22 protein-coding genes are annotated in these 17,511 nt (G+C 69.6%); 9 read left to right on the top strand and 13 right to left on the bottom strand.

Translation table 11 applies throughout. The features are described from left to right. Positions 1 to 40: 40 nt before the first annotated feature. Together ACFYP0_RS02445 and ACFYP0_RS02440 are read right to left on the bottom strand one after the other, a co-directional pair. Positions 41 to 568 (bottom strand): pyridoxamine 5'-phosphate oxidase family protein, encoded by a 528-nt coding sequence (locus ACFYP0_RS02445; protein WP_356977755.1) that lies wholly within the window; start codon positions 566 to 568, stop codon positions 41 to 43. Further along, positions 565 to 1,233: a DUF899 domain-containing protein gene (locus ACFYP0_RS02440; RefSeq protein ID WP_356977757.1), complete on the bottom strand. Its 669-nt coding sequence runs from the start codon at positions 1,231 to 1,233 to the stop codon at positions 565 to 567. The genes ACFYP0_RS02445 and ACFYP0_RS02440 overlap by 4 nt, the downstream gene beginning before the upstream one ends. 128 nt (positions 1,234 to 1,361) lie before the next feature. Here ACFYP0_RS02440 and ACFYP0_RS02435 point away from each other — a divergent pair, with 128 nt between their 5' ends. Then, complete coding sequence (locus tag ACFYP0_RS02435; protein WP_356977759.1) at positions 1,362 to 1,823, top strand: winged helix-turn-helix transcriptional regulator; 462 nt, start codon at positions 1,362 to 1,364, stop codon at positions 1,821 to 1,823. 12 nt (positions 1,824 to 1,835) lie between these two features. Here ACFYP0_RS02435 and ACFYP0_RS02430 read toward each other — a convergent pair whose 3' ends face one another. Both ACFYP0_RS02430 and ACFYP0_RS02425 read right to left on the bottom strand, forming a co-directional pair. After that, on the bottom strand, positions 1,836 to 2,432 hold the full coding sequence (locus ACFYP0_RS02430) for a hypothetical protein (RefSeq protein WP_356977761.1): 597 nt from the start codon (positions 2,430 to 2,432) through the stop codon (positions 1,836 to 1,838). Continuing rightward, positions 2,393 to 2,644, bottom strand: coding sequence for a nucleotidyltransferase domain-containing protein (locus ACFYP0_RS02425; protein ID WP_356977763.1), 252 nt, complete (start codon positions 2,642 to 2,644; stop codon positions 2,393 to 2,395). Before ACFYP0_RS02425 ends, ACFYP0_RS02430 begins: the two co-directional genes overlap by 40 nt. Positions 2,645 to 2,796: 152 nt before the next feature. Here ACFYP0_RS02425 and ACFYP0_RS02420 point away from each other — a divergent pair, with 152 nt between their 5' ends. The 3 genes from ACFYP0_RS02420 to ACFYP0_RS02410 all read left to right on the top strand — a co-directional run bounded on the left by ACFYP0_RS02420 (position 2,797) and on the right by ACFYP0_RS02410 (position 6,050). Then, positions 2,797 to 4,698 carry a S9 family peptidase gene (locus ACFYP0_RS02420; protein WP_356977765.1) on the top strand — a complete coding sequence of 634 codons (1,902 nt, stop codon included), beginning with the start codon at positions 2,797 to 2,799 and terminating at the stop codon, positions 4,696 to 4,698. Positions 4,699 to 4,884: 186 nt separating this feature from the next. Further along, positions 4,885 to 5,652, top strand: a complete 768-nt coding sequence (locus tag ACFYP0_RS02415) for an arsenate reductase/protein-tyrosine-phosphatase family protein (RefSeq protein WP_356977767.1) — start codon at positions 4,885 to 4,887, stop codon at positions 5,650 to 5,652. Beyond that, positions 5,649 to 6,050 carry a VOC family protein gene (locus ACFYP0_RS02410; RefSeq protein WP_356977769.1) on the top strand — a complete coding sequence of 134 codons (402 nt, stop codon included), beginning with the start codon at positions 5,649 to 5,651 and terminating at the stop codon, positions 6,048 to 6,050. The genes ACFYP0_RS02415 and ACFYP0_RS02410 overlap by 4 nt, the downstream gene beginning before the upstream one ends. Before the next feature lie 144 nt (positions 6,051 to 6,194). Here the strand turns inward: ACFYP0_RS02410 and ACFYP0_RS02405 are convergent, their stop codons facing one another. The 3 genes from ACFYP0_RS02405 to ACFYP0_RS02395 form a co-directional block, all read right to left on the bottom strand. Beyond that, positions 6,195 to 6,980: an aminoglycoside phosphotransferase family protein gene (locus ACFYP0_RS02405; RefSeq protein ID WP_356977771.1), complete on the bottom strand. Its 786-nt coding sequence runs from the start codon at positions 6,978 to 6,980 to the stop codon at positions 6,195 to 6,197. A 280-nt stretch (positions 6,981 to 7,260) separates the two neighbouring features. Next, the gene (locus ACFYP0_RS02400) at positions 7,261 to 7,785 is read right to left on the bottom strand and encodes a hypothetical protein (RefSeq protein WP_386994044.1); all 525 of its coding nucleotides are present in this window, start codon (positions 7,783 to 7,785) and stop codon (positions 7,261 to 7,263) included. 13 nt (positions 7,786 to 7,798) lie between these two features. Further along, a complete protein-coding gene (locus tag ACFYP0_RS02395) occupies positions 7,799 to 8,260 on the bottom strand; it encodes an HNH endonuclease (protein WP_386994042.1) in 462 nt (153 codons plus the stop codon). Between the two features lie 124 nt (positions 8,261 to 8,384). Between ACFYP0_RS02395 and ACFYP0_RS02390 the strand changes: the two genes are divergently transcribed. Further along, positions 8,385 to 8,699 carry a hypothetical protein gene (locus tag ACFYP0_RS02390; protein WP_386994040.1) on the top strand — a complete coding sequence of 105 codons (315 nt, stop codon included), beginning with the start codon at positions 8,385 to 8,387 and terminating at the stop codon, positions 8,697 to 8,699. A 151-nt stretch (positions 8,700 to 8,850) separates the two neighbouring features. Here ACFYP0_RS02390 and ACFYP0_RS02385 read toward each other — a convergent pair whose 3' ends face one another. The 4 genes from ACFYP0_RS02385 to ACFYP0_RS02370 form a co-directional block, all read right to left on the bottom strand. Beyond that, positions 8,851 to 9,411 (bottom strand): dihydrofolate reductase family protein, encoded by a 561-nt coding sequence (locus tag ACFYP0_RS02385; RefSeq protein WP_355493530.1) that lies wholly within the window; start codon positions 9,409 to 9,411, stop codon positions 8,851 to 8,853. A gap of 4 nt (positions 9,412 to 9,415) precedes the next feature. Then, entirely contained in the window at positions 9,416 to 9,904 is a 489-nt protein-coding gene (locus ACFYP0_RS02380) for an SRPBCC domain-containing protein (protein WP_355493529.1), read from the bottom strand. Next, positions 9,904 to 10,314: an ArsR/SmtB family transcription factor gene (locus ACFYP0_RS02375; protein WP_386994038.1), complete on the bottom strand. Its 411-nt coding sequence runs from the start codon at positions 10,312 to 10,314 to the stop codon at positions 9,904 to 9,906. The genes ACFYP0_RS02380 and ACFYP0_RS02375 overlap by 1 nt, the downstream gene beginning before the upstream one ends. 176 nt (positions 10,315 to 10,490) lie before the next feature. Beyond that, on the bottom strand, positions 10,491 to 11,420 hold the full coding sequence (locus ACFYP0_RS02370; RefSeq protein ID WP_356977780.1) for a LysR family transcriptional regulator: 930 nt from the start codon (positions 11,418 to 11,420) through the stop codon (positions 10,491 to 10,493). 124 nt (positions 11,421 to 11,544) lie between these two features. Between ACFYP0_RS02370 and ACFYP0_RS02365 the strand changes: the two genes are divergently transcribed. Both ACFYP0_RS02365 and ACFYP0_RS02360 read left to right on the top strand, forming a co-directional pair. Beyond that, a complete protein-coding gene (locus ACFYP0_RS02365) occupies positions 11,545 to 12,798 on the top strand; it encodes an MFS transporter (protein ID WP_386994036.1) in 1,254 nt (417 codons plus the stop codon). After that, positions 12,798 to 13,370, top strand: a complete 573-nt coding sequence (locus ACFYP0_RS02360) for a GNAT family N-acetyltransferase (protein ID WP_355493525.1) — start codon at positions 12,798 to 12,800, stop codon at positions 13,368 to 13,370. The genes ACFYP0_RS02365 and ACFYP0_RS02360 overlap by 1 nt, the downstream gene beginning before the upstream one ends. Before the next feature lie 37 nt (positions 13,371 to 13,407). On the opposite strand, the gene ACFYP0_RS02355 is transcribed toward ACFYP0_RS02360, so the two are convergent. Beyond that, complete coding sequence (locus tag ACFYP0_RS02355; protein ID WP_355493524.1) at positions 13,408 to 14,148, bottom strand: SDR family oxidoreductase; 741 nt, start codon at positions 14,146 to 14,148, stop codon at positions 13,408 to 13,410. Positions 14,149 to 14,274: 126 nt separating this feature from the next. Between ACFYP0_RS02355 and ACFYP0_RS02350 the strand changes: the two genes are divergently transcribed. Next, the gene (locus tag ACFYP0_RS02350) at positions 14,275 to 14,757 is read left to right on the top strand and encodes an RrF2 family transcriptional regulator (protein WP_355493523.1); all 483 of its coding nucleotides are present in this window, start codon (positions 14,275 to 14,277) and stop codon (positions 14,755 to 14,757) included. 34 nt (positions 14,758 to 14,791) lie between these two features. Here the strand turns inward: ACFYP0_RS02350 and ACFYP0_RS02345 are convergent, their stop codons facing one another. Next, entirely contained in the window at positions 14,792 to 16,345 is a 1,554-nt protein-coding gene (locus tag ACFYP0_RS02345; RefSeq protein ID WP_355493522.1) for an ArnT family glycosyltransferase, read from the bottom strand. 123 nt (positions 16,346 to 16,468) lie between these two features. Between ACFYP0_RS02345 and ACFYP0_RS02340 the strand changes: the two genes are divergently transcribed. Next, complete coding sequence (locus tag ACFYP0_RS02340) at positions 16,469 to 17,500, top strand: aldo/keto reductase (RefSeq protein WP_355493521.1); 1,032 nt, start codon at positions 16,469 to 16,471, stop codon at positions 17,498 to 17,500. Positions 17,501 to 17,511 lie beyond the last annotated feature (11 nt).

The raw sequence follows: 17,511 nt of genomic DNA, 5'->3' as shown, positions 1-17,511 counted from the left end.
GCCGGACGTGCCGGCGACGGTTCATGACGCAGCCCGGCAGTCAGGTGCGGTTGAACCGCCAACGAGTCGCAGTCAGCCCGTCCGTGCCGTAGCCGAAAGCCCGGACGGGGGAGACCTCGTAAAAGGCATACTGCGGTGATCCCGGCAGACTCTCGTCATGGGCTCGGCCGTCCCTGATGGCGAAGCTCCAGCCGTACTTCGTTGCGAAGGCGGCGGCCACCCGGTGCAGCGCGGTGTCGCCCGACACCTGGTGAGCTCCACCGCTGACCACCAGGTCGAGGTCTTCGCTGCTCACGGTGATGACAGCGCGGGGGTTGCCGGCCAGGTTTCGGCTCTTGCGGGAGTTCGGGCGGCTCGCAATGCACGGCGCCCCGTCCACCAGCACCAGCATCACCGGCGCGGCATGTGGACGGCCGTCCGGTCCGACGGTGGACAGCCAACACTTGTGCGCCGAGTCCAGACAGGTCAATGCCTGGCTCCAAGGCTTGAGTGTCGCCATGTCGGTATTGAAGGGTGTCGCATCTTCCTGCCCGAAGAGGAGTTCAGCGACTGGCGTATCGACGGTCATGACGGATCCTTGGTCGTGTCGTACTCGTCGTGCAGCCGCCACCACTGGTAGGGCTGGGTCTGCGGCCAGCCTTCCGGCGAGTCCTCCCAGGTCTCCTGTCGGCCGTATGGCGTCAGGTCGAGGAAGGACCAGTTACTGCCGAGCCGTTCCACGCCCCGGGCGGTGGTGGTGTAAGTGCGGAAAGTCCGGTCATCGGCGCGGAGGAAGACGTTCAGCGCGAATCCGTCACCGGTTCCCATGTCGGCGATGAAGCTGTTGTTCAGCGACGAGTACCAGGGCAGGGCCCAACCCATTCGCCGCCGCAGCGCCAGCAGGTCGTCCAGGGGGCCATGGGACGTCAACGCCAGGGTGACGTCGCGGGCGTTGAGGTGGGCCAGCTGTCCGACGTTGTCGGTGAACATCGAGCAGCCGGAGCAGACAGCGTCGACGCCGTGCCACATGAAGGTGTACACGATGAGCTGGCGGCGGCCTTGGAACAAGTCGGTCAGACTGGCAGGCCCGGACGGGCCCTCGAACACGTAGTCCTGCTCGACTGGCGTCATCGGTAGCCGGCGACGCGCCGCGGCTACCGCGTCGAGCTGGCGGGTAAGTGCCTTTTCGTGGACTCGCAAGGTGTTCACTGCGTCTTGCCAGTCCCCGGTCGGGACGATCGGCGGCTGGTTCATGCGGGCCTCTTTCGGCTTCCATACGCGCGCAGAGGGGCTCGGACCAGTCCATCTCCTCAAGGAACGGACCGGTTCCGACGCTAACAGAGTCAGTTCCTTGAAGGAACCATCTTGCGTATCGTGGCGTCATGCAGCGAACGCAATTCGGCGCCATGGCGTGCTCGATCGCCCGCACCCTCGACGTCATCGGTGAGCCGTGGTCTCCGCTGATCCTGCGGGACGTCTACGCCGGCACGCACCGCTTCGAGCAACTCCAGCGGGGCCTAGGCATGTCCCGCAAGGTGCTCGCCGAGCGGCTGAACTGGCTGGTCGAACAGGGCGTCCTGGCCCGGCGTGAGTATTCCGCCCGCCCGGTCCGGCACGAATACCTGCTCACCGACAAGGGCAGGGAGCTATGTGACCTGCTGCTTGTCATGGTGCGCTGGGGTGACCGGTGGACGGCGGGCGACGCCGGCCCGCCGGTGCTCTACCGCCACCACGCCTGCGGCGAGATCAGTCACGTCGAACTTCGGTGCTCGGAGTGCGAACAGCCCATGCGGGCTACGGACATCGATCTGTTGCCCGGGCCTGGGGCACAGCCAACATCTTGACCATCGGCTCAGTCAACACCCGCCGTCATCCGAGTGCGGAGCGCGTCCCGTCGACGGCGGGCGATCGATCGCGGCGAGTTCGGTGAGAACCGGGTGTAACCGATCGGCCAGCGTCGCGTCCGTACGGGTGAGTTCCGCGGTCAGGGCCGTTACGGCGGCCGAGAGCGCACGGCGTAACTCGGCCTCATCAGTGGAACGGACCAATGTCGTTTCGAGCGGGCCGGTGATGTCGGAGGGCAGTAGGTGGGCGCCTTTGGCGTAGCTGGTGGGGTGGCCCAGACGCTGGTAGGCGAGTGCGATCGTCTGGGTCCGCATGGCGCTGATCCAGTGCTCCGCTTGCCAGAATCTGCCTCGTTCGATGCTGATCCGTGCGTGCAGCGCGTGGTGCCATGCCAGGCCGGCCGCGTCGTCGTGGCCGCTCGACGCGGGGGCCCGGGGTGGTGTGGAACGCCCGAACGTGAGTCGCCAACGCGGGCCTCGCGGCCCGAACTCGCCTTCCGGGCTGAAGGAGAGGTCGACTTCCAGGCAGTGAGGCAGCAGGAACACCCGGTAGATCGCGGACCCGGCCGTCAGATCCCAGTGGTGGACCGCCGCGAAGTCCTGATACATCTTTGCGTCCATCGACGCATGACGGCCTCGAGCGGGTCACTGACCCCGAAGGCCAGATCGATGTCCGACCACCGATCCTCGTCGTTGGTGGCGTGCGAGCCGGTGACCGCGGCGGCGACGACACCGGGGTCTTGTTCCGCCAGATGCAGCAGCCGCCGCTGGATCCGGTCGCGTTCCTCTACGGAGAACATCAGGTCACGCTGCTCCGACACCTACTCGTCCCGGCAGCGGACGGCGGCAAGCCGTTCTCGCTCGCGCCATGGCTGGCGGGCGCGCGTCCATGGGGACATCATGCCTCGCCAGTGCGTCGATACAGCACCGGATCGGTCGCATGGTGTTTCGTGGATGCTGGCAGACTCGTCACATGACGGGTCTCACCGCCGAACTCGTGGTCGATGGTCGCGCCCCGCAGGCCCCGGCGCTCGCACCGAACGGGCGCCTGCTCTGCTACGTCCTCGCTCCCCTCAGCCGGATTGGTGACCACCTCGACACCGAACTCTGGCTCGTCGACACCGATGCCACCGTCGCATCACGCCGGGCGACCGCCGACACCGCGACCGAATCCCAGCCACGCTGGTCGGTCGACTCGGGAACGGTGTTCTTCTTGTCCGACCGCGCCGACCGCGGTACCCCGCAACTGCACGGGCTCACCCTTGCCGACGGCACGATGACCATGTTGTCCAGTTGGCGCGGCGGCGTCCTCGACCACCTGCCGCTCAGCGACCCCAACCTGGTCGCTCTGCTCGCCGAGGACGAACCCACCGAGCAGGACGCCGGCGGCGCCCGGGACCGCGACGACGCCATCGTCGTCGGCGAGCGGGAACCACGTGCCCGGATGCGCCTGCTCGACCTGCGCACCGGCCAGGTCACCACCCCGAGTGTGTTCGGTGACCGGCACGTCGTGGAACTGCGCCAACGTCCCGACGGCGGCCCAATTGCCGTGCTGACCTGGGCCAGCGCTGACAACGACTACGGTCCACGCACCGGCCAACTGCACCTGTTCGACCCCACGACCGGGACCGAGGAGGACCTCGGACCGGTCGAGGTCGACGCACGATCTCTGGCCTGGTGGCCGGGCGCGAACGGTTGGCACCTCGGTTACATCGCGCTCACCCCACCGGTTCTGCAGGCCGGCACCGCCGTGTTCGACCTGGCCGTTGACAGCCGCGTCCTGCGCAACCGCACCGCCGGTCTCACGATGTGCCCCACCGAACTGTGCCAGACCGACGCCGCCCCGCTCGTGGTGTTCGCCGACGGCCTGAACACGACCCTGGCCCGGCTCGACCCCACCGACCTCACGACCCTGTCGCACCAACCCGGACGCCTCGACAACGTCACCACCACCCCTGCCGGCGACAAAATCGGGGTACTGACCGGCACCCGCTATCAGCCCGCGAATCTTTACATCGGAGCGCCATCCGGGCCGCTGCGCAGAATCACCGACACCCGACCGGAACTCGACGGCGTTCCACTTGGCACGCAACAACCGCTGGCCTATCGCGCCACAGACGGCCTCGACCTGGACGGCTTGCTCGTGCTGCCGGTCGGAAAGACCGCATCGGAGGGCCCCTTCCCGCTGGTCACGATCGTGCACGGAGGCCCGTACGATCGCTACGCCGATCGTTGCCAGCTGTTCTGGTTCCCCAGTGCGCAGTGGTTGGCGGCCGCCGGCTACGCGGTGTTGCTGCCCAACCCACGCGGCGGCCAGGGCCATGGCCACCAGTTCGCGGCCAGCGTCGCCGGCCGGGTCGGGCAGCAGGAGTGGACCGACATCCTGACCGGCATCGACCTGCTCGTCGCCGAGGGCATCGCCGACCCCGACCGGCTGGGCATCGCTGGCTGGAGCCACGGCGGCTTCATGTCCGCCTGGGCCATCGGCCAAACCGACCGGTTCCGCGCCGCGCTGGTCGGCGCCGGCATCGTCGACTGGGGCATGCTCGCCGCGACCGGGGAGAACGGCCAGTTCGAAGCCGCACTCGGCGGCAGCACCGGCTGGTCCGGCATCGGTCCCCACCCACACGACGCGGTCAGCCCGATCTCCTTCGCCAGCAACATCCGCACTCCGGTGCTCATCCTGCACGGCGCCGAGGACACAAACGTCCCCCTCGGACAGGCCGTGTACCTGCACCGGGCGCTGCGCCACTTCGACGTCGAGCACGAGTTCGTGATCTACCCGAGAGAGAGCCACTCGATCCGGGAACGCAACCACCAACTCGACGTCCTGCGCCGGACCCGCTCCTGGTTTGATCGCTGGCTCCGGACCTGACCTGAGCTGACTGTGTGGCTGGACGCCGTACGCCGCCGGCGCCCTGGCCGGGTTCGTGCCGACGAAGTGGGCCGACCACCTGGTCGGCAAGCCCGGCGAGGTCCGGCTCACCGTCGGTGACTCGACCGTGGCCACATTACCGCTCGACCCAACCCGATCAAACGGGTTTGATGTATCTTCGTGGTCATGGGGTCGCCGACTCACACCGCGCCGCCGTTCGTCCGGCTGGCCGCACACCCGCTGCGCTGGCAAATGCTGATCGAACTCGCCCGCAGCGACCTGCGGGTCCGCGAACTGGTCAGCCTCCTGGCCCAGCCGCAGAACCTGGTCTCCTACCACCTACGGCTGCTGCGCGACGGCGGCCTGGTCACCGCCACCCGCAGCAGCTTCGACGGCCGCGACACCTACTACCACCTCGACCTCGACAGCTGCGCCCAGGCGCTGGCGGGCACCGGCACCGCTCTGCACCCCTCCCTGCAGTTGGGCAGCGCCCCACCGGCCCCGCCGATCCACCCGCCGCGAACCGTGCTGTTCGTGTGCACGGGCAACAGCGCACGTTCCCCCATCGCCGAAGCCCAGCTCCGACGCCACACCGCCGGCCACGTGCAGGTGACCAGCGCAGGAACCCGCCCTCGACCGCAGCTGCACCCCCATGCCGTCCGGGCGCTGCGCGATCACTTCGGCGTCGACGTCGCGAGCCGGCACCCGCGGCACCTGGACTCGCTCACCGGCCGCCGCTTCGATTACGTGATCACCCTGTGCGACAAGGCCCGCGAAGTCTGCCCCGACTTCGGTAACCCGGACGGCCAAATGCACTGGAGCATTCCCGACCCCGCCGCAGCCGGCACCCGGGACGACTACCCCGCCTTCCTGCAGGTTGCGGCCGGCATCGACACCCGCGTGCGGCATCTGCTGCCCGTCCTCGCCACCGAACCCCAGGAGACCAGACTGTGAGCACACCCGAGCAGTACGTCAGCGTCCGCTACCTCGTCGACGATGTGCACGCCGCCGTCGACTTCTACACCGCCCACCTGGGTTTTCACCTCAAGACCAGCGCCGCCCCCGCCTTTGCCGACGTGGTCCGCGGCCCGCTACGACTGCTGCTGTCCGGACCCGCCAGCTCCGGGGCCCGCGCCACCCCTGACGACGCCACCAGCCCCGGCCGCAACCGCATCCACCTCATCGTCGACGACCTGGACACCGAGATCGACCGGCTCCGCGACGCTGGCCTCGCGTTCCGCAGTGAACTGGTCTCCGGGCCCGGCGGCCGTCAGATCCTGCTCGCCGACCCCGCCGGCAACCTCATCGAACTTTTCCAACCCGCCGGCGAAGCCACCCCCGCCAACACCTAAACCCGGTCGCACTTCGCCGCTGCGCAGCCCGCCAAGGCAGAGTCGAGTGTCCCTCAGCGCCGACTCCGCCGCAGCCCAGCTGCTCATGCGCGGGATCTCGCGCATCCAACGCATGCCGTGCGGGACCAATGGGGCACTGGTGGCCTAGGCGACATCCCGGTCCAACTGATCGGCGTGCGCGGTGATCCACCTCGCGTCGCGTCGGTAGAGCCCGACGTGGCTGCGAATGTCTTCCTGTCCCTGATCAGCCCGCGTCTCGGTGAAGGCGGCGAGGTCGTGTAGTCGGTGGACCGCGACCTGGAGGACGTGAGCAGGGTCTTGCCCCGAGCCGTAGGCATTGCAGAGCACGCGCAGCCGACGTGCCCGCTCGCCCAGGTCACTGTAGATTGCGTCGCCGTTGTCGGGATGGGCCAGCGGCACCAGCCGGTAGGCAAGGTAGGCCAGATCCCACGACCGGGGACCGGGCGAGGCCGTGTCCCAGTCGATGACTCCGGTGAGCCGCCGGTCGGCGAAGACCATGTTGTACGGCGCGAAGTCGTTGTGACAGATGACCTCAGCTGGCTGTCGCACCGGGAACTGCCACACTCCGCCGACAGTGTCGAAGCTGGCGCTGGCGTGGTGAAGTTGTGCGAGGTGGCGACCTGCCTCGGCGAGGACGCCGTCGCTCCAGATCCAGTCCGGCAACGGGTACTGCGGCACGATGCCCGGCAGGTAGGAGACGCTGTCTCGTCCGTGCTCGTCGGTCCCGAGCGGTTGCGGAGCCCAGGTGACGCCACGCTCATGTAGATGTCGTAGCAGGCGTTGAATCGTCGGGCTCCAGGCCCCGGCACCGCGTCGAACAGTGGCACCGACACGTGTTGCACCCCCCATGTTGCCCCCGGGTAGCGCTTCCTCCTGCTCGCCGACCGCGTTCGCGCTGTGGTCATTCATGCCGACATCCTCAGCGCGGGGGGCCGGCAAAGCCACCACGTTCCCGCGGCGGGCTGACGCGGAGGACCGAAGCCCAGCGAAGTATTTAACGGATAGTTGTTAACGATAATCCGCTAATTACCTGGGACGAAAGGTGCGAAACGTGCAGGCACCATAATGACAGTTATGCTGCGTAACGATTGAGAGTGGTGTAGCGCGGCCCAAGACGACTTAACAGCGAACCAATGCCTTGCCGCCTATGGACTTATGAAGTTGCGGCAACCGCCCTGCTCCTGATGCTTCAGATCGGGTTGCCATAGCCGCCGGGTGCGACGCCGCAGTTTCGGCAGGCCCGTCCCGCGCGGGGGTCCTCGTCGCCGCACGCCAGGCATCGTCCGGCCGGGTCGACCCCTGCGGCGTGCGCATCGAGCACCCGCTGCACCACGATGGAAAGCTGCTCGGTGGGATGCTTCTGCGGATCGGGGCAGTAGGCGATGTCGTGGCAACCCCACGAGTCCCACGGATGCGGCGTTGTAGGGACTCGTTGGCCGTCCTGCTTCTGCAGTCGCCGTTGGGCCGCGAAGGCGACTGCCCTTGCCAGCACCAGAGCGCGGGCTGTCTCGAGTTCACCGAGGGCCCGGACCAGCGACGGGGGATCGACCACAATGTTCCCGGGGATGCGGTGCCGGGTCGCCAGGTGATGCCAGGTGGCGTGGAAGCCGTACGGCGCGAAGTGGTAGAGGCAGTCCCGTAGATGCGACCGGCGCCGTCGGAGGCTGAGGCTCTCGTCGCGCACCCGGCGGGCGGTCGCGGGGAAACTGGTCATCTCGGGACGATCACTACGAGCGGCCGTACGCGGCGCGGCCCTGGGCTACCTCGGCGGCCTCGCGTTCACGCCAGCGGCGCTGAGCCTCCCGGTTGCACGTCCGGCAGACCCGACGGTACCGGCCGGTCGCCGGGTCGAGTTCACGGTCGTGGCCGTTGCGGCACTGTGCCGGCTGGTTCCGGCTGCGGCAGGCCTCGGCCCGGCTGAGCTGGCGCAGATGTGTCGGCTCGATACAGTCGGCGGCACCGCAGGTCTGGTCGACGTCGAGGGCGGGGTCGTACCCGCCGACGAGGACGACGTACGCGGCGATGTGCGCCCACGCGCGACCGGCGACCTTCTGGTGCACCCCGCGTCGCCGCCCGTAACCTTCGATGACCAGGCAGCCGTTCTCGGTGCGGTGTGAGCGCTCCAGCAGGTAGGCGCGTAGCGACTCCTCGGTGTGGTACCGGGACAGACCCTTCACGGCCGAGAGCACAGTGTCACCGTACCCACGTCGCGCAGCGGCGTCGAACGACGGCGGACGCGCCGACGCGCCTGCTCGACGAATGGTCGTGCTCCGGCCGTGCTGTCCGCACCGGAGCTGCCGTAGCCTCGCCGGGGTGGGTCTGCTGTTGGTGCTGCGCGCTCCGCAGCCGCGTCCGAAGAGCCTGCGTCGGGCTACCCGCGGGCGGCGGCGGGAGCGCCATCGCGCCGACGCCGACGAGTGGGCCACGGCGCAGGAGCGCGGTCTGCTGCTTGACGTGCCGGTGGAGAAGTTGCGGCCGGCGGTAACCGACTTCCGATCTTGGGTCAGCTCGACCCGTGGTCAGATGGCGTACTCGTTCGTGAGGATCTGCCGCAGCTCGACGCTGACGTCGACCGTCTGGGGGCGGCGGCGGCTGACGACGCGGAGCGTGGACTGGTGGCGGCGCTGAAGGTGTTGTTGGCGCGGTGGCGTGACGAGCCCGGCCTGACGCTGCACTGGTACGGAGAGTGACGGAGATGCGAAAGATCGCACAGAACGAGCTGGGCGGCGCCCGTCGGCGTCACCGACACATGTCCGGGTCGGTGACGCCGACGACCGTCTCAGGTGCGGACGCGGTAGTGCAGGTACGCCACACCGTTGCCGAATCGGCGGTTGCTCAGTAGCTCCAGGTCGAGGCGGGTGCCACTGGGCAGCCCGGGCTTGCCTCCGCCGGTGAGGATGGGATGGATCAGCAGGTGGCACTCGTCGATCAGCCCGGCCTGGAATGCCTGCGCCGCGAGGTGTGCGCCCCCGATGGCGAGGTCACTGCTGGTCGAGGCTTTCATGGCGCGTACCGAGGCGGGGTCGAAGCTCCTTTCCAGCCGGGTCCTGGCGGTCGAGGTCGCGTCCAGTGTGCTGGAGTAGACGACCTTGTCCGCTGCCTGCCAGACGTCGGCGTAGTCGGCAGTGAGCTTCGAATGTGCGGCCAGGGCAGGGTCGGTCTCCCAGACGGCCATCGACTCGTACAGGCGCCGGCCGTAGAGGTAGGTGCCCATGGGCCGGACCAGGTCGGTGATGAAGGCGAGGTAGTCGTCCCCGGGTGGGGTCCAGTCGAATCTGCCGTGTTCGTCCTCGATGTAACCGTCGAGGGACACATTGGTCACGTAGATCAGCTTGGCCATGGCGCTACACCTCGACGTCGACTGCGACGGGGCGGGCATTCCGCAGTGTGGCGTCCAGTTTGGAGAAGGCCTCGTTCCAACCCTGGTCGGCGGGGCCAACCACCCGCCCCGGGAGCCACTGACGGATCTCGAGTCGCGTCCGTCCATCAGCCTCGTCGTGGAACTCGACCCGCATCCTCGTCTCGTGCGGCTCAATGCCCTCCGGCAGCTGCCCGGTGACGTGCGCGACGCCGTCGAGCAGTTCGCCGTCCACGACGTCGGTCAGGTCGATGCGGACGGCGACTCGAAGGCCGGGCTGGGTCGGGAAGACCTCGGTCCACCGCTGGTGGCCGCCAGGCCGGACGTCGAAGTCCATCTCCTCGCGGGGCAGTGAGTTGCCGATCGGTCCCCACCATGCCGCCAGGTGGTCGGGGTCGGTGAAAGCTCGATAGACCAGCTCCCGTGGCGCGTCCACCACGCGTGAAATGACGATTTGCGGCTTGTCGCTGTCCATCAATTCTCCTTGTCGTGAGGCTTGCCCGGGGATTCCCTGTCGGGAACCGCCGGGCCGTGGGCCCTTCGGTCCGTTGGCCGGCCGGCGGCCTGCACGGCCGCGAGGTGGGCGTCGAGGCGAGTGAGGGACGTGTCCCAGAACCGCCGGTAGCGCTCGATCCACTCGGCCGCTTCGCGCAGCGGGGCGGCCTCGATGCGACTCATCCGCAACTTGCCCGACCGGGTGCGTGAGATGAGACCGGCGCGCTCAAGCGCCTTCAGGTGCCGCGACACCGCCGGCATCGAGATCGGAAAGGGAGCGGTGAGCTCGGTGACCGTGGCGTCGCGGTCGGCCAGCTCGGCGAGGATCGCCCGTCGAGTCGGGTCGGCGAGCGCCGAGAACACCGCGCTGAGTTGATCGCTGCCAGACACCAGAGCCTCCAATCACTTAACCAACACGTTAAATGTAGTGCCGTATGAACGCGTGTCAACACGCCGAGACATCGCGGGGGGGCCATCGCGGGTAACGCGGCGCGTCGACCGGAACCTCGACCTGGCTGAGGAGCGCGCCGCCGGATACGGCTGTGGTGCGCGTACGCGTTTGCGCGCTAACTCCAGGGTGGTAGCCAGACCTCGATGTCGAGGGCCTGCACTCGCCGGGAGGCGAGGTAGTCGCGCAGTGCCCGCAGCGCGGGATGCGGGTTGTCGTCGCGCCAGATGAGTGACATGGGGTAGATGGGCGCCGGGTCGCGCACCGGGACGCGCCGCAGGTCGTAGCTGTCCGGCCACAGGTAGCGGGTGCGCTCGCCGGCGAGGGTTGCCAGCTCGGCGGAGTCGGCGATCTCGGCCAGCAGCGCCTCGTTGCCGAAGACCGGCCCGACCAGGTCGATGGTGAGGCCGAACGCGGCGGCGAGTTCGTCGTAGTAGTCGGCCCATTCGGTGCCGGGGGCCATGCCGGGCATCCAGATCCGGTGCTCGGCGAGTTGCGCGGGTGTGACGGTGCGGGCGTTGGCGAGCGGGTGGCGGGGGCCGACGAGCAGTTCGTGGTGCTCGTCGATCACTCGCGTGGTCCTGATCGCGGCGGGCAGGTGACGCGCGGCGACGGTGACGGCGTGGAAGGTGGCGTCGACAGTCCCCGCCTCGACGGCGGCCATCGCGGCGTGGACGTCGGCGTCGAGGGTGACGACGTCCAGCTCGATGCGGGGATGCGCGCGGTGGAAGTCCTGCAGCAGCACCGCCGGCGCGATCCGCCGGCTGTGCACGTCGACGCGCAGTGCGCGCCGGCCGGGGCGTACGGAGGCGTCGGCCCGCGCCTCGGCCCGGAGCAGTTCACGGGCGTGCGGCAGGAAGGTCTGACCGTCGACGGTGAGGTGGGTGCCGCGAGCGGTGCGGGTGAACAGCCGTACCCCGAGGTCCTTCTCCAGTGCGGCGATGCGCTTGGAGACGGCCTGCTGGGTGATCGACAGCGCGTCGGCGGCGTCCTGGAACTGGCCGGCGTCGACGGCGGCGACGAAGGTGCGGACGGCGTCGAGGTTCACCAGGCAACCCTACCGACACAACGTCTTGTTGTGGCTCACCCCGGAGTCGGTTGTTTGATCAGTGGTCATCGACATTGCTTTGATCGCAGCGGTCAACGGTGGGTTGTGCCGAATGGGGGTAGGCGTGTCCGCGAGGCGATCCCTGGGGCGGCGGTTCGGCTGGTTGTGGGCGTCGTACGCGGTCAGTGCCTACGGCTCGGGGCTGGGCTTCGGGGCGTTGCCGTTGATCGCCGTGCTGGTGTTGCAGGCCAGCCCCGCTCAGGTGTCCGTGTTGGCGGCGCTGGGGCCGGCGGTGGGCGCGCTGATCGCGTTGCCGCTCGGGCCGTGGGTGGAGTTCCACCGCAAGCGGCGGGTGATGATCGCGATGGACCTGGCCCGGTTCGCGGTCCTGCTGACGGTCCCCGTCGCGTACGCGCTGGGCCGGCTCAGTTTCGGGCAGTTGCTGGTCGTCTCGGCCGTGCTCGCCACCGCCAAGATCGCCTTCAACGCGGCCAGCGGCGCTTTCCTCAAGGCCCTCGTGCGGCCGGACGACCTGCTGGTGGCGAACGCCCGGTTCGAGTCGACGACCTGGAGTTCGATCGCGCTCGGGCCGCCGCTGGGCGGTGCCGCGGTGGGACTTTTCGGGCCGGTCGTCACCGTCGTGGCCGACGCGCTCAGCTACCTGCTCTCCGCGCTGGGCCTCAGCGCCGTTCGCGGCCCCGACCACCACCCCCAACGCACCGGCGCTGGCCGGGTCCGGGCCGGTGAGCTGCTCGACGGCTGGCGGCACCTGCTGGCCCACCCCGGTCTGCGGGCGCTCTACCTCAACCAGTTGCTCGTCGCTGGGCTGATCATGGCCACCGAGCCGCTGCTGGCCGTGCTCCTGCTCGGCGAGCTGGGCTTTCCGCCCTGGCAGTACGGCCTCGCCTTCGCCGTGCCCTGTGTCGGCGGGCTCATCGGGTCACGCCTGGCCCGTCGGGTGGTGGCACGCCACGGCCAACATCGGATCATCCGCACCGTGGGCACGCTGCGCGCGATCTGGCTGATCGGCCTCGCCTTCGTCCAGCCCGGCGTCGTCGGTCTCGCCACGGTGATCGCCGTCGAGTTCGCGATCATCATCAGCATGAGCCTGTACAACCCGGTGCTCGCCACCTACCGCCTTCAACAGACTCCGAAGGATCGCATCGTCCGTACCCTCTCGGCCTGGTCGATCGGCAGCAGCGCGGCCATCGCCACCCTCAGCGCGCTCGGTGGGCTGCTCGCGCAGGCCACCAGCCCCCGCACGGCGATCACGGTCGCCGGGTTGGTGATCCTCGCGAGCCCGCTGCTGCTGCCCCGGAGCACGGACGCCGATCGACCGGCATCGGAGCGCCCCGCACGGGTCTCTACGATCGCGTGATGTTCCAGCCGACCTACCCGATCCGCACCGCACGGCTCGTCCTGCGCCCGGTCACGATCGACGACCTCGACGACGTGTACGCGTTTCAGCGTCGACCCGACGTCGTGCGCTGGATGCTCGGCGCGGAGCCGCGTACCCGTGAACAGTCGCGGGTGTCGGTGCTCGCCATGGCGGGCGAGGACGCGTGGCGCGCGGAGGGTGACTGCCTGACGGTGGCCGTGGTCACCGACGCCGGAGTGATCGGGATCGTGGAGTTGGTGTGGCGCAGCCAACTGGACCGTACCGCCGAACTCGGGTTCGTCTTCCACCCCGACCACGGCGGTCGCGGGTTGGCCACGGAGGCCGCCACCGCAATGCTGGACTGGGGTTTCACCGAGTTCGGCCTGCACCGGGTCTACGGCCGCTGCCACGGTCGCAACACCGCGTCGGCCCGACTGATGGCGCGACTCGGTATGCGGCAGGAGGCCCGCCATGTCGAGAGTTACCTGTTCAAGGGGGAGTGGGCCGACCGACTCGTCTTCGCGATCCTGGCGAACGAGTGGCGGGCCGGGACCCGCACGCCGCCGTCGTGATCGTCCATGACGACGACGTGCGGATCGGGTCCACACCTCAGGCCTGGCGGCCGAGCCACTCGCGGTAGGCGGTGGGCGCGATGACGGCGTCGTCGCCTGCGATGAGGACATCGCCGGACATGGCGGCGAACATGCCGGCGCCGTCGTCGGTGGTGACGGTGCGCTGGTCACCGCGGGCGGCGAGGGTGATCCGCCCCAGCTCGTCGAGGGCGAAGACGTCGGGCCCGGCGACGTTGCGGATGCCTCGCAGCGGCGCGCCCATGCTGACCTCGGCGACGGCCTGCGCCACATCGGCGGCGGACATCGGCTGCACCTTCGTGCTGGGCAGGCGGACGGTGGTGTCGTCAGCGGTCCAGGACATGATCGCCTCGACGAACTCGAAGAACTGGGTGGCGCGGACGATCGAGTACGGAATCGGACCGGCCGTGAGGATTTCCTCCTGGAGGGTCTTGGCGCGGTAGTAGTCCAGGTCGGGCACCTGGTCGACGCCGACGATGGAGAGGATCACCGCGTGGCCGACGCCCGCGCGAGCGGCTGCGGCCAGCAGGTTGTCCATGGTCGCCTGGAAGAAGGCGGGCGAGGCCTCGTCGAAGGTCGGCGAATTCGTGAGGTTGACGACGACCTCGGCGCCGGCGAGGCCGTCGGACAGGCCCTGCCCGGTGAGCAGGTCCACCCCGGTGGACGGCGAGAGCGGCACCGCCTCGTGCCCTGCGGCCTGCAGGATCTTGACGACCTGCGACCCGATGAGGCCGGTCCCGCCCAGTACGGCGATCTTCATCCCATGCACCTTCCCGTGACTGTGTGGTCCGACTGCTGAAGGTTCAGCCGAAACTCGGACCTTCCTTGTCCGAGAACTATACTCGGACACAACGAGTCCGAGTAACGGGGTGACTAGGGTGACGTCATGAAGATGTCCGGCGGGGTCGAGTGGGCGCTGCACTGCTGCGTTGTGCTCACCACCAGCCACACGCCCGTTCCGGCGGCCAAGCTGGCGGAACTGCACGACGTCTCCAGCAGCTACCTCGCCAAGCAGCTCCAGGCGCTCGCCCGCGCCGGCCTGGTCCACTCCGTTCAGGGCAAGTCGGGCGGCTACGTGCTGACCCGCGCACCGGAGAGCATCACCCTGCTCGACGTGGTCCGGGCCGTCGACGGGCCCGGCCCGACCTTCGTCTGCACCGAGATTCGCCAGCGCGGCCCCTTCGCGACGCCGGCCGACGCCTGCACCACGCCGTGCCCGGTGGCCCGCGCGATGTGGGCGGCCGAGGAGGCGTGGCGCCAGGCGCTCGCCGCGGTCACGATCGCCGATCTCGCCCGCGACGTCGACGCCACCTCCGGCCCCGAGGCCCTGGTCGGCATCCAGGCCTGGCTGACCGGCGGAACCCGCTGACCCTGGCCGACCTGGCGAAGCCGGTGGTGCACGGTCAGCCGGTGTGGCGTACCTCGGTGTCCCAGATCTGCGCCCACGGACGCCGCAGCCCCCGGCACACGTGGATCGGGCCGCCGTTCTCGTCGTTGTCCACCTCGACCCGCTGGTCCACCCGACCGGCGACGACGCACTGCTCGAACCAGGTGTTGAGCTGGTCGGGGCGCTCCCAGCCGACGGCGATGACCACGTCCGCGTCGGCGGGCGGCCGACCGAAGTCGACCATGCTGTTGTGCCCGGAGTACGCCCGGGGCAGACCACGGGCCGGCCCGTAGCGGGCCACCGCGCCGGCCTCGCCGTAGTTGCCGGTGAGGACGACCGCCCGCGAACGCTCCTGCGGCGGCAACCCACGATGGACAGCCGCGAGGGAGTCGGCGAACTCGGGCCAACCGATCGTCTCGCCGGCGTCGTAGTTGACGTCGACCACGAAGGCGGGCAGCCGGTCGGCCGGCAGCACCGGCAGCAGCAGCACGACGTTGGGCAGCAGGAACGGCACCACGCCCAGCGTGAGCAACCCACGACGCCACCAGAGCGACCCGCGCGAGGCCCACGCCACGGTGACCAGCGCTCCGGCGGCGGTGAGGACCAGCAACAGCGGCGCGTCGTAGTAACCCTTGCCGCCGGCGATCAGCACGATGCCGACGACGACCACCCAGGACCACCCCACCGCCCGGTAGGCCCGCCACGCCGGTCGGCGGAGCAGCGCGACCAGGCCGGCGATCCATATCGGTACGGCGTACGGGCTGATGATGACGAACTGGAGGGTGAACGCGTCGAGCCGGCCGCTGTAGGAGCTGTCGCCGTCGGAGATGGAGGCGGCCACGCCGAGCTGCGGAAAGCCGTTGGCCGCCTGCCAGATCAGGTTCGGCGCGGCCAGCAGCACGGTGATCCCGGCGGCGGCGAGCACCCACCGGTCGCGCAGCAGCCGGCGTGGGCCGGCGATGAGCACTCCCGCGACCAGGCCGACGGCCAGCAGCGCCGGCAGCAGCTTGCTGAGCATGCCCACACCGAGCGCCAGCCCGATGCCCAGCGCCCAGCGGCTGTCACCGGTACGCAGCAACCGCACCGCACACCACGCCGCCACCAACCAGACCAGCAGGTCGACGGTGGTGGTGCTGAGCAGGTGGCCACTGGCGAGCACGATGCCGGAGAGCGCGGCGAGCACCGCCGCGAAGAGCTGCCCGCCCCGGCCGGCGCCCAGCTCCCGGGCGATCGCGGCGACCAGCAGCACCGCGCCGCCGGCCAGCACCGCCGACGGGGTACGCAGCACCACCAGGTTGCCCGGGGCGATCGTGTCGAGCAGCCGGGCCAGCACCGGGACGAGCGGCCCCTGATCGACGTAGCCCCAGTCGAGGTGCCGACCGGCGAGCAGGAAGTACAGCTCGTCGCGGTGGTAGCCGTAACGGCCGGCGAGCAGCAGGAGCGTCACTGTGGTCGCGGCGGCCACCAGCCACGGGCCGCGGGTACGAATGCCAGGCTCCGGCGGCCGCCCCGGCGGCGGCGACTGGGTCGGCCGCTGAGGTCGGTCGATCTCGATCGCGGGCTCGCTCACCCGCTCATGATGACTGGCGGAGTCGCCGCGTGGGTGCCCCTACCGGCGTTCGGCACGGTCCCGAATGCGGGTGGCCGGGGCGGGTGCGAAGATCAGCTTTGTCACTCGGACCGAAAGGACGATATGCGCTATCGCACTCTGGGCAACACCGGCACCGTGGTGTCCACCCTGTGTCTGGGCACGATGACCTTCGGCGCGGAGACCGACGAGGCCGGCAGCTTCGCCCAACTGGACCGGTTCGTCGAGGCCGGCGGCACCTTCATCGACACCGCCGACGTCTACTCCACCGGCGTCTCCGAGGACATCATCGGGCGTTGGCTGCGCAGCCGACCCGACGTGCGTGACCGCCTGGTGATCGCCACCAAGGGGCGGTTCCCGATGGGTCCGGGGGCGAACGACGCCGGCCTGTCCCGGGTGCACCTCACCCGCGCCCTGGACGCCAGCCTGCGCCGTCTCGGCGTCGAGGCCGTCGACCTGTACCAGGCGCACGCCTGGGATCCGCTGACCCCGCTGCCCGAGACGCTGCGGTTCTTCGACGACGCGGTCAGCGCCGGCAAGATCCGCTACGCGGGAGTCAGCAACTTCACCGGTTGGCAGTTGCAGAAGGCCGCACTGCTCACCCAACACCTCAACCTCACCCCGATCGTGACCCTGCAACCGCAGTACAACCTGCTGGCCCGGGACATCGAGTTCGAGCTGGTGCCGGTCTGCGAGAACGAGGGCATCGGCATCCTGCCGTGGTCGCCGCTGGGCGGCGGGTGGCTGACCGGCAAGTACCAGCGCGACAGCACGCCCACCGGCGCGACGCGGCTCGGCGAGAACCCGCAGCGCGGCGTCGAGGCGTACGCGGGTCGCAATGCCGAGGAGCGCACCTGGCGGGTGCTCGACGCGGTCCGCCAGGTCGCCGACGACCGCGACGTGTCCATGTCGGCGGTGTCGCTGGCCTGGCTGGCGGCCCGACCGGCGGTCACCTCGGTGATCCTCGGCGCGCGGACCACCGACCAGCTCGACGACAACCTGACCGCCGCCGACCTGGTCCTGGACGCCGAGCAGATGCGGCTGCTGGACGAGGCGAGCGCCCCGCTGGTGGGCGACTACCCGTACGGCGCGGCAGGGGTGCGTCAGCGCGGCCGTGACCTGCCGGCAGGATCATGACGTCGTTTCCC

This window comes from Micromonospora arida, assembly GCF_042873195.1.
GTDB lineage: Bacteria > Actinomycetota > Actinomycetes > Mycobacteriales > Micromonosporaceae > Micromonospora > Micromonospora arida.
The sequence above is the reverse complement of the archived record's forward strand: the minus strand, read 5'-3'. Positions and strand labels throughout refer to the sequence as shown.

Excerpts from the sequence above, each read along its gene's own strand:
- ACFYP0_RS02445 (WP_356977755.1), bottom strand. The coding sequence starts at position 568 with ATGACCGTCGATACGCCAGTCGCTGAACTCCTCTTCGGGCAGGAAGAT.
- ACFYP0_RS02440 (WP_356977757.1), bottom strand. The coding sequence starts at position 1,233 with ATGAACCAGCCGCCGATCGTCCCGACCGGGGACTGGCAAGACGCAGTG.
- ACFYP0_RS02435 (WP_356977759.1), top strand. The coding sequence starts at position 1,362 with ATGCAGCGAACGCAATTCGGCGCCATGGCGTGCTCGATCGCCCGCACC.
- ACFYP0_RS02430 (WP_356977761.1), bottom strand. The coding sequence starts at position 2,432 with ATGTATCAGGACTTCGCGGCGGTCCACCACTGGGATCTGACGGCCGGG.
- ACFYP0_RS02420 (WP_356977765.1), top strand. The coding sequence starts at position 2,797 with ATGACGGGTCTCACCGCCGAACTCGTGGTCGATGGTCGCGCCCCGCAG.
- ACFYP0_RS02415 (WP_356977767.1), top strand. The coding sequence starts at position 4,885 with ATGGGGTCGCCGACTCACACCGCGCCGCCGTTCGTCCGGCTGGCCGCA.
- ACFYP0_RS02405 (WP_356977771.1), bottom strand. The coding sequence starts at position 6,980 with ATGAATGACCACAGCGCGAACGCGGTCGGCGAGCAGGAGGAAGCGCTA.
- ACFYP0_RS02400 (WP_386994044.1), bottom strand. The coding sequence starts at position 7,785 with ATGACCAGTTTCCCCGCGACCGCCCGCCGGGTGCGCGACGAGAGCCTC.
- ACFYP0_RS02385 (WP_355493530.1), bottom strand. The coding sequence starts at position 9,411 with ATGGCCAAGCTGATCTACGTGACCAATGTGTCCCTCGACGGTTACATC.
- ACFYP0_RS02380 (WP_355493529.1), bottom strand. The coding sequence starts at position 9,904 with ATGGACAGCGACAAGCCGCAAATCGTCATTTCACGCGTGGTGGACGCG.
- ACFYP0_RS02360 (WP_355493525.1), top strand. The coding sequence starts at position 12,798 with ATGTTCCAGCCGACCTACCCGATCCGCACCGCACGGCTCGTCCTGCGC.
- ACFYP0_RS02355 (WP_355493524.1), bottom strand. The coding sequence starts at position 14,148 with ATGAAGATCGCCGTACTGGGCGGGACCGGCCTCATCGGGTCGCAGGTC.
- ACFYP0_RS02350 (WP_355493523.1), top strand. The coding sequence starts at position 14,275 with ATGAAGATGTCCGGCGGGGTCGAGTGGGCGCTGCACTGCTGCGTTGTG.
- ACFYP0_RS02340 (WP_355493521.1), top strand. The coding sequence starts at position 16,469 with ATGCGCTATCGCACTCTGGGCAACACCGGCACCGTGGTGTCCACCCTG.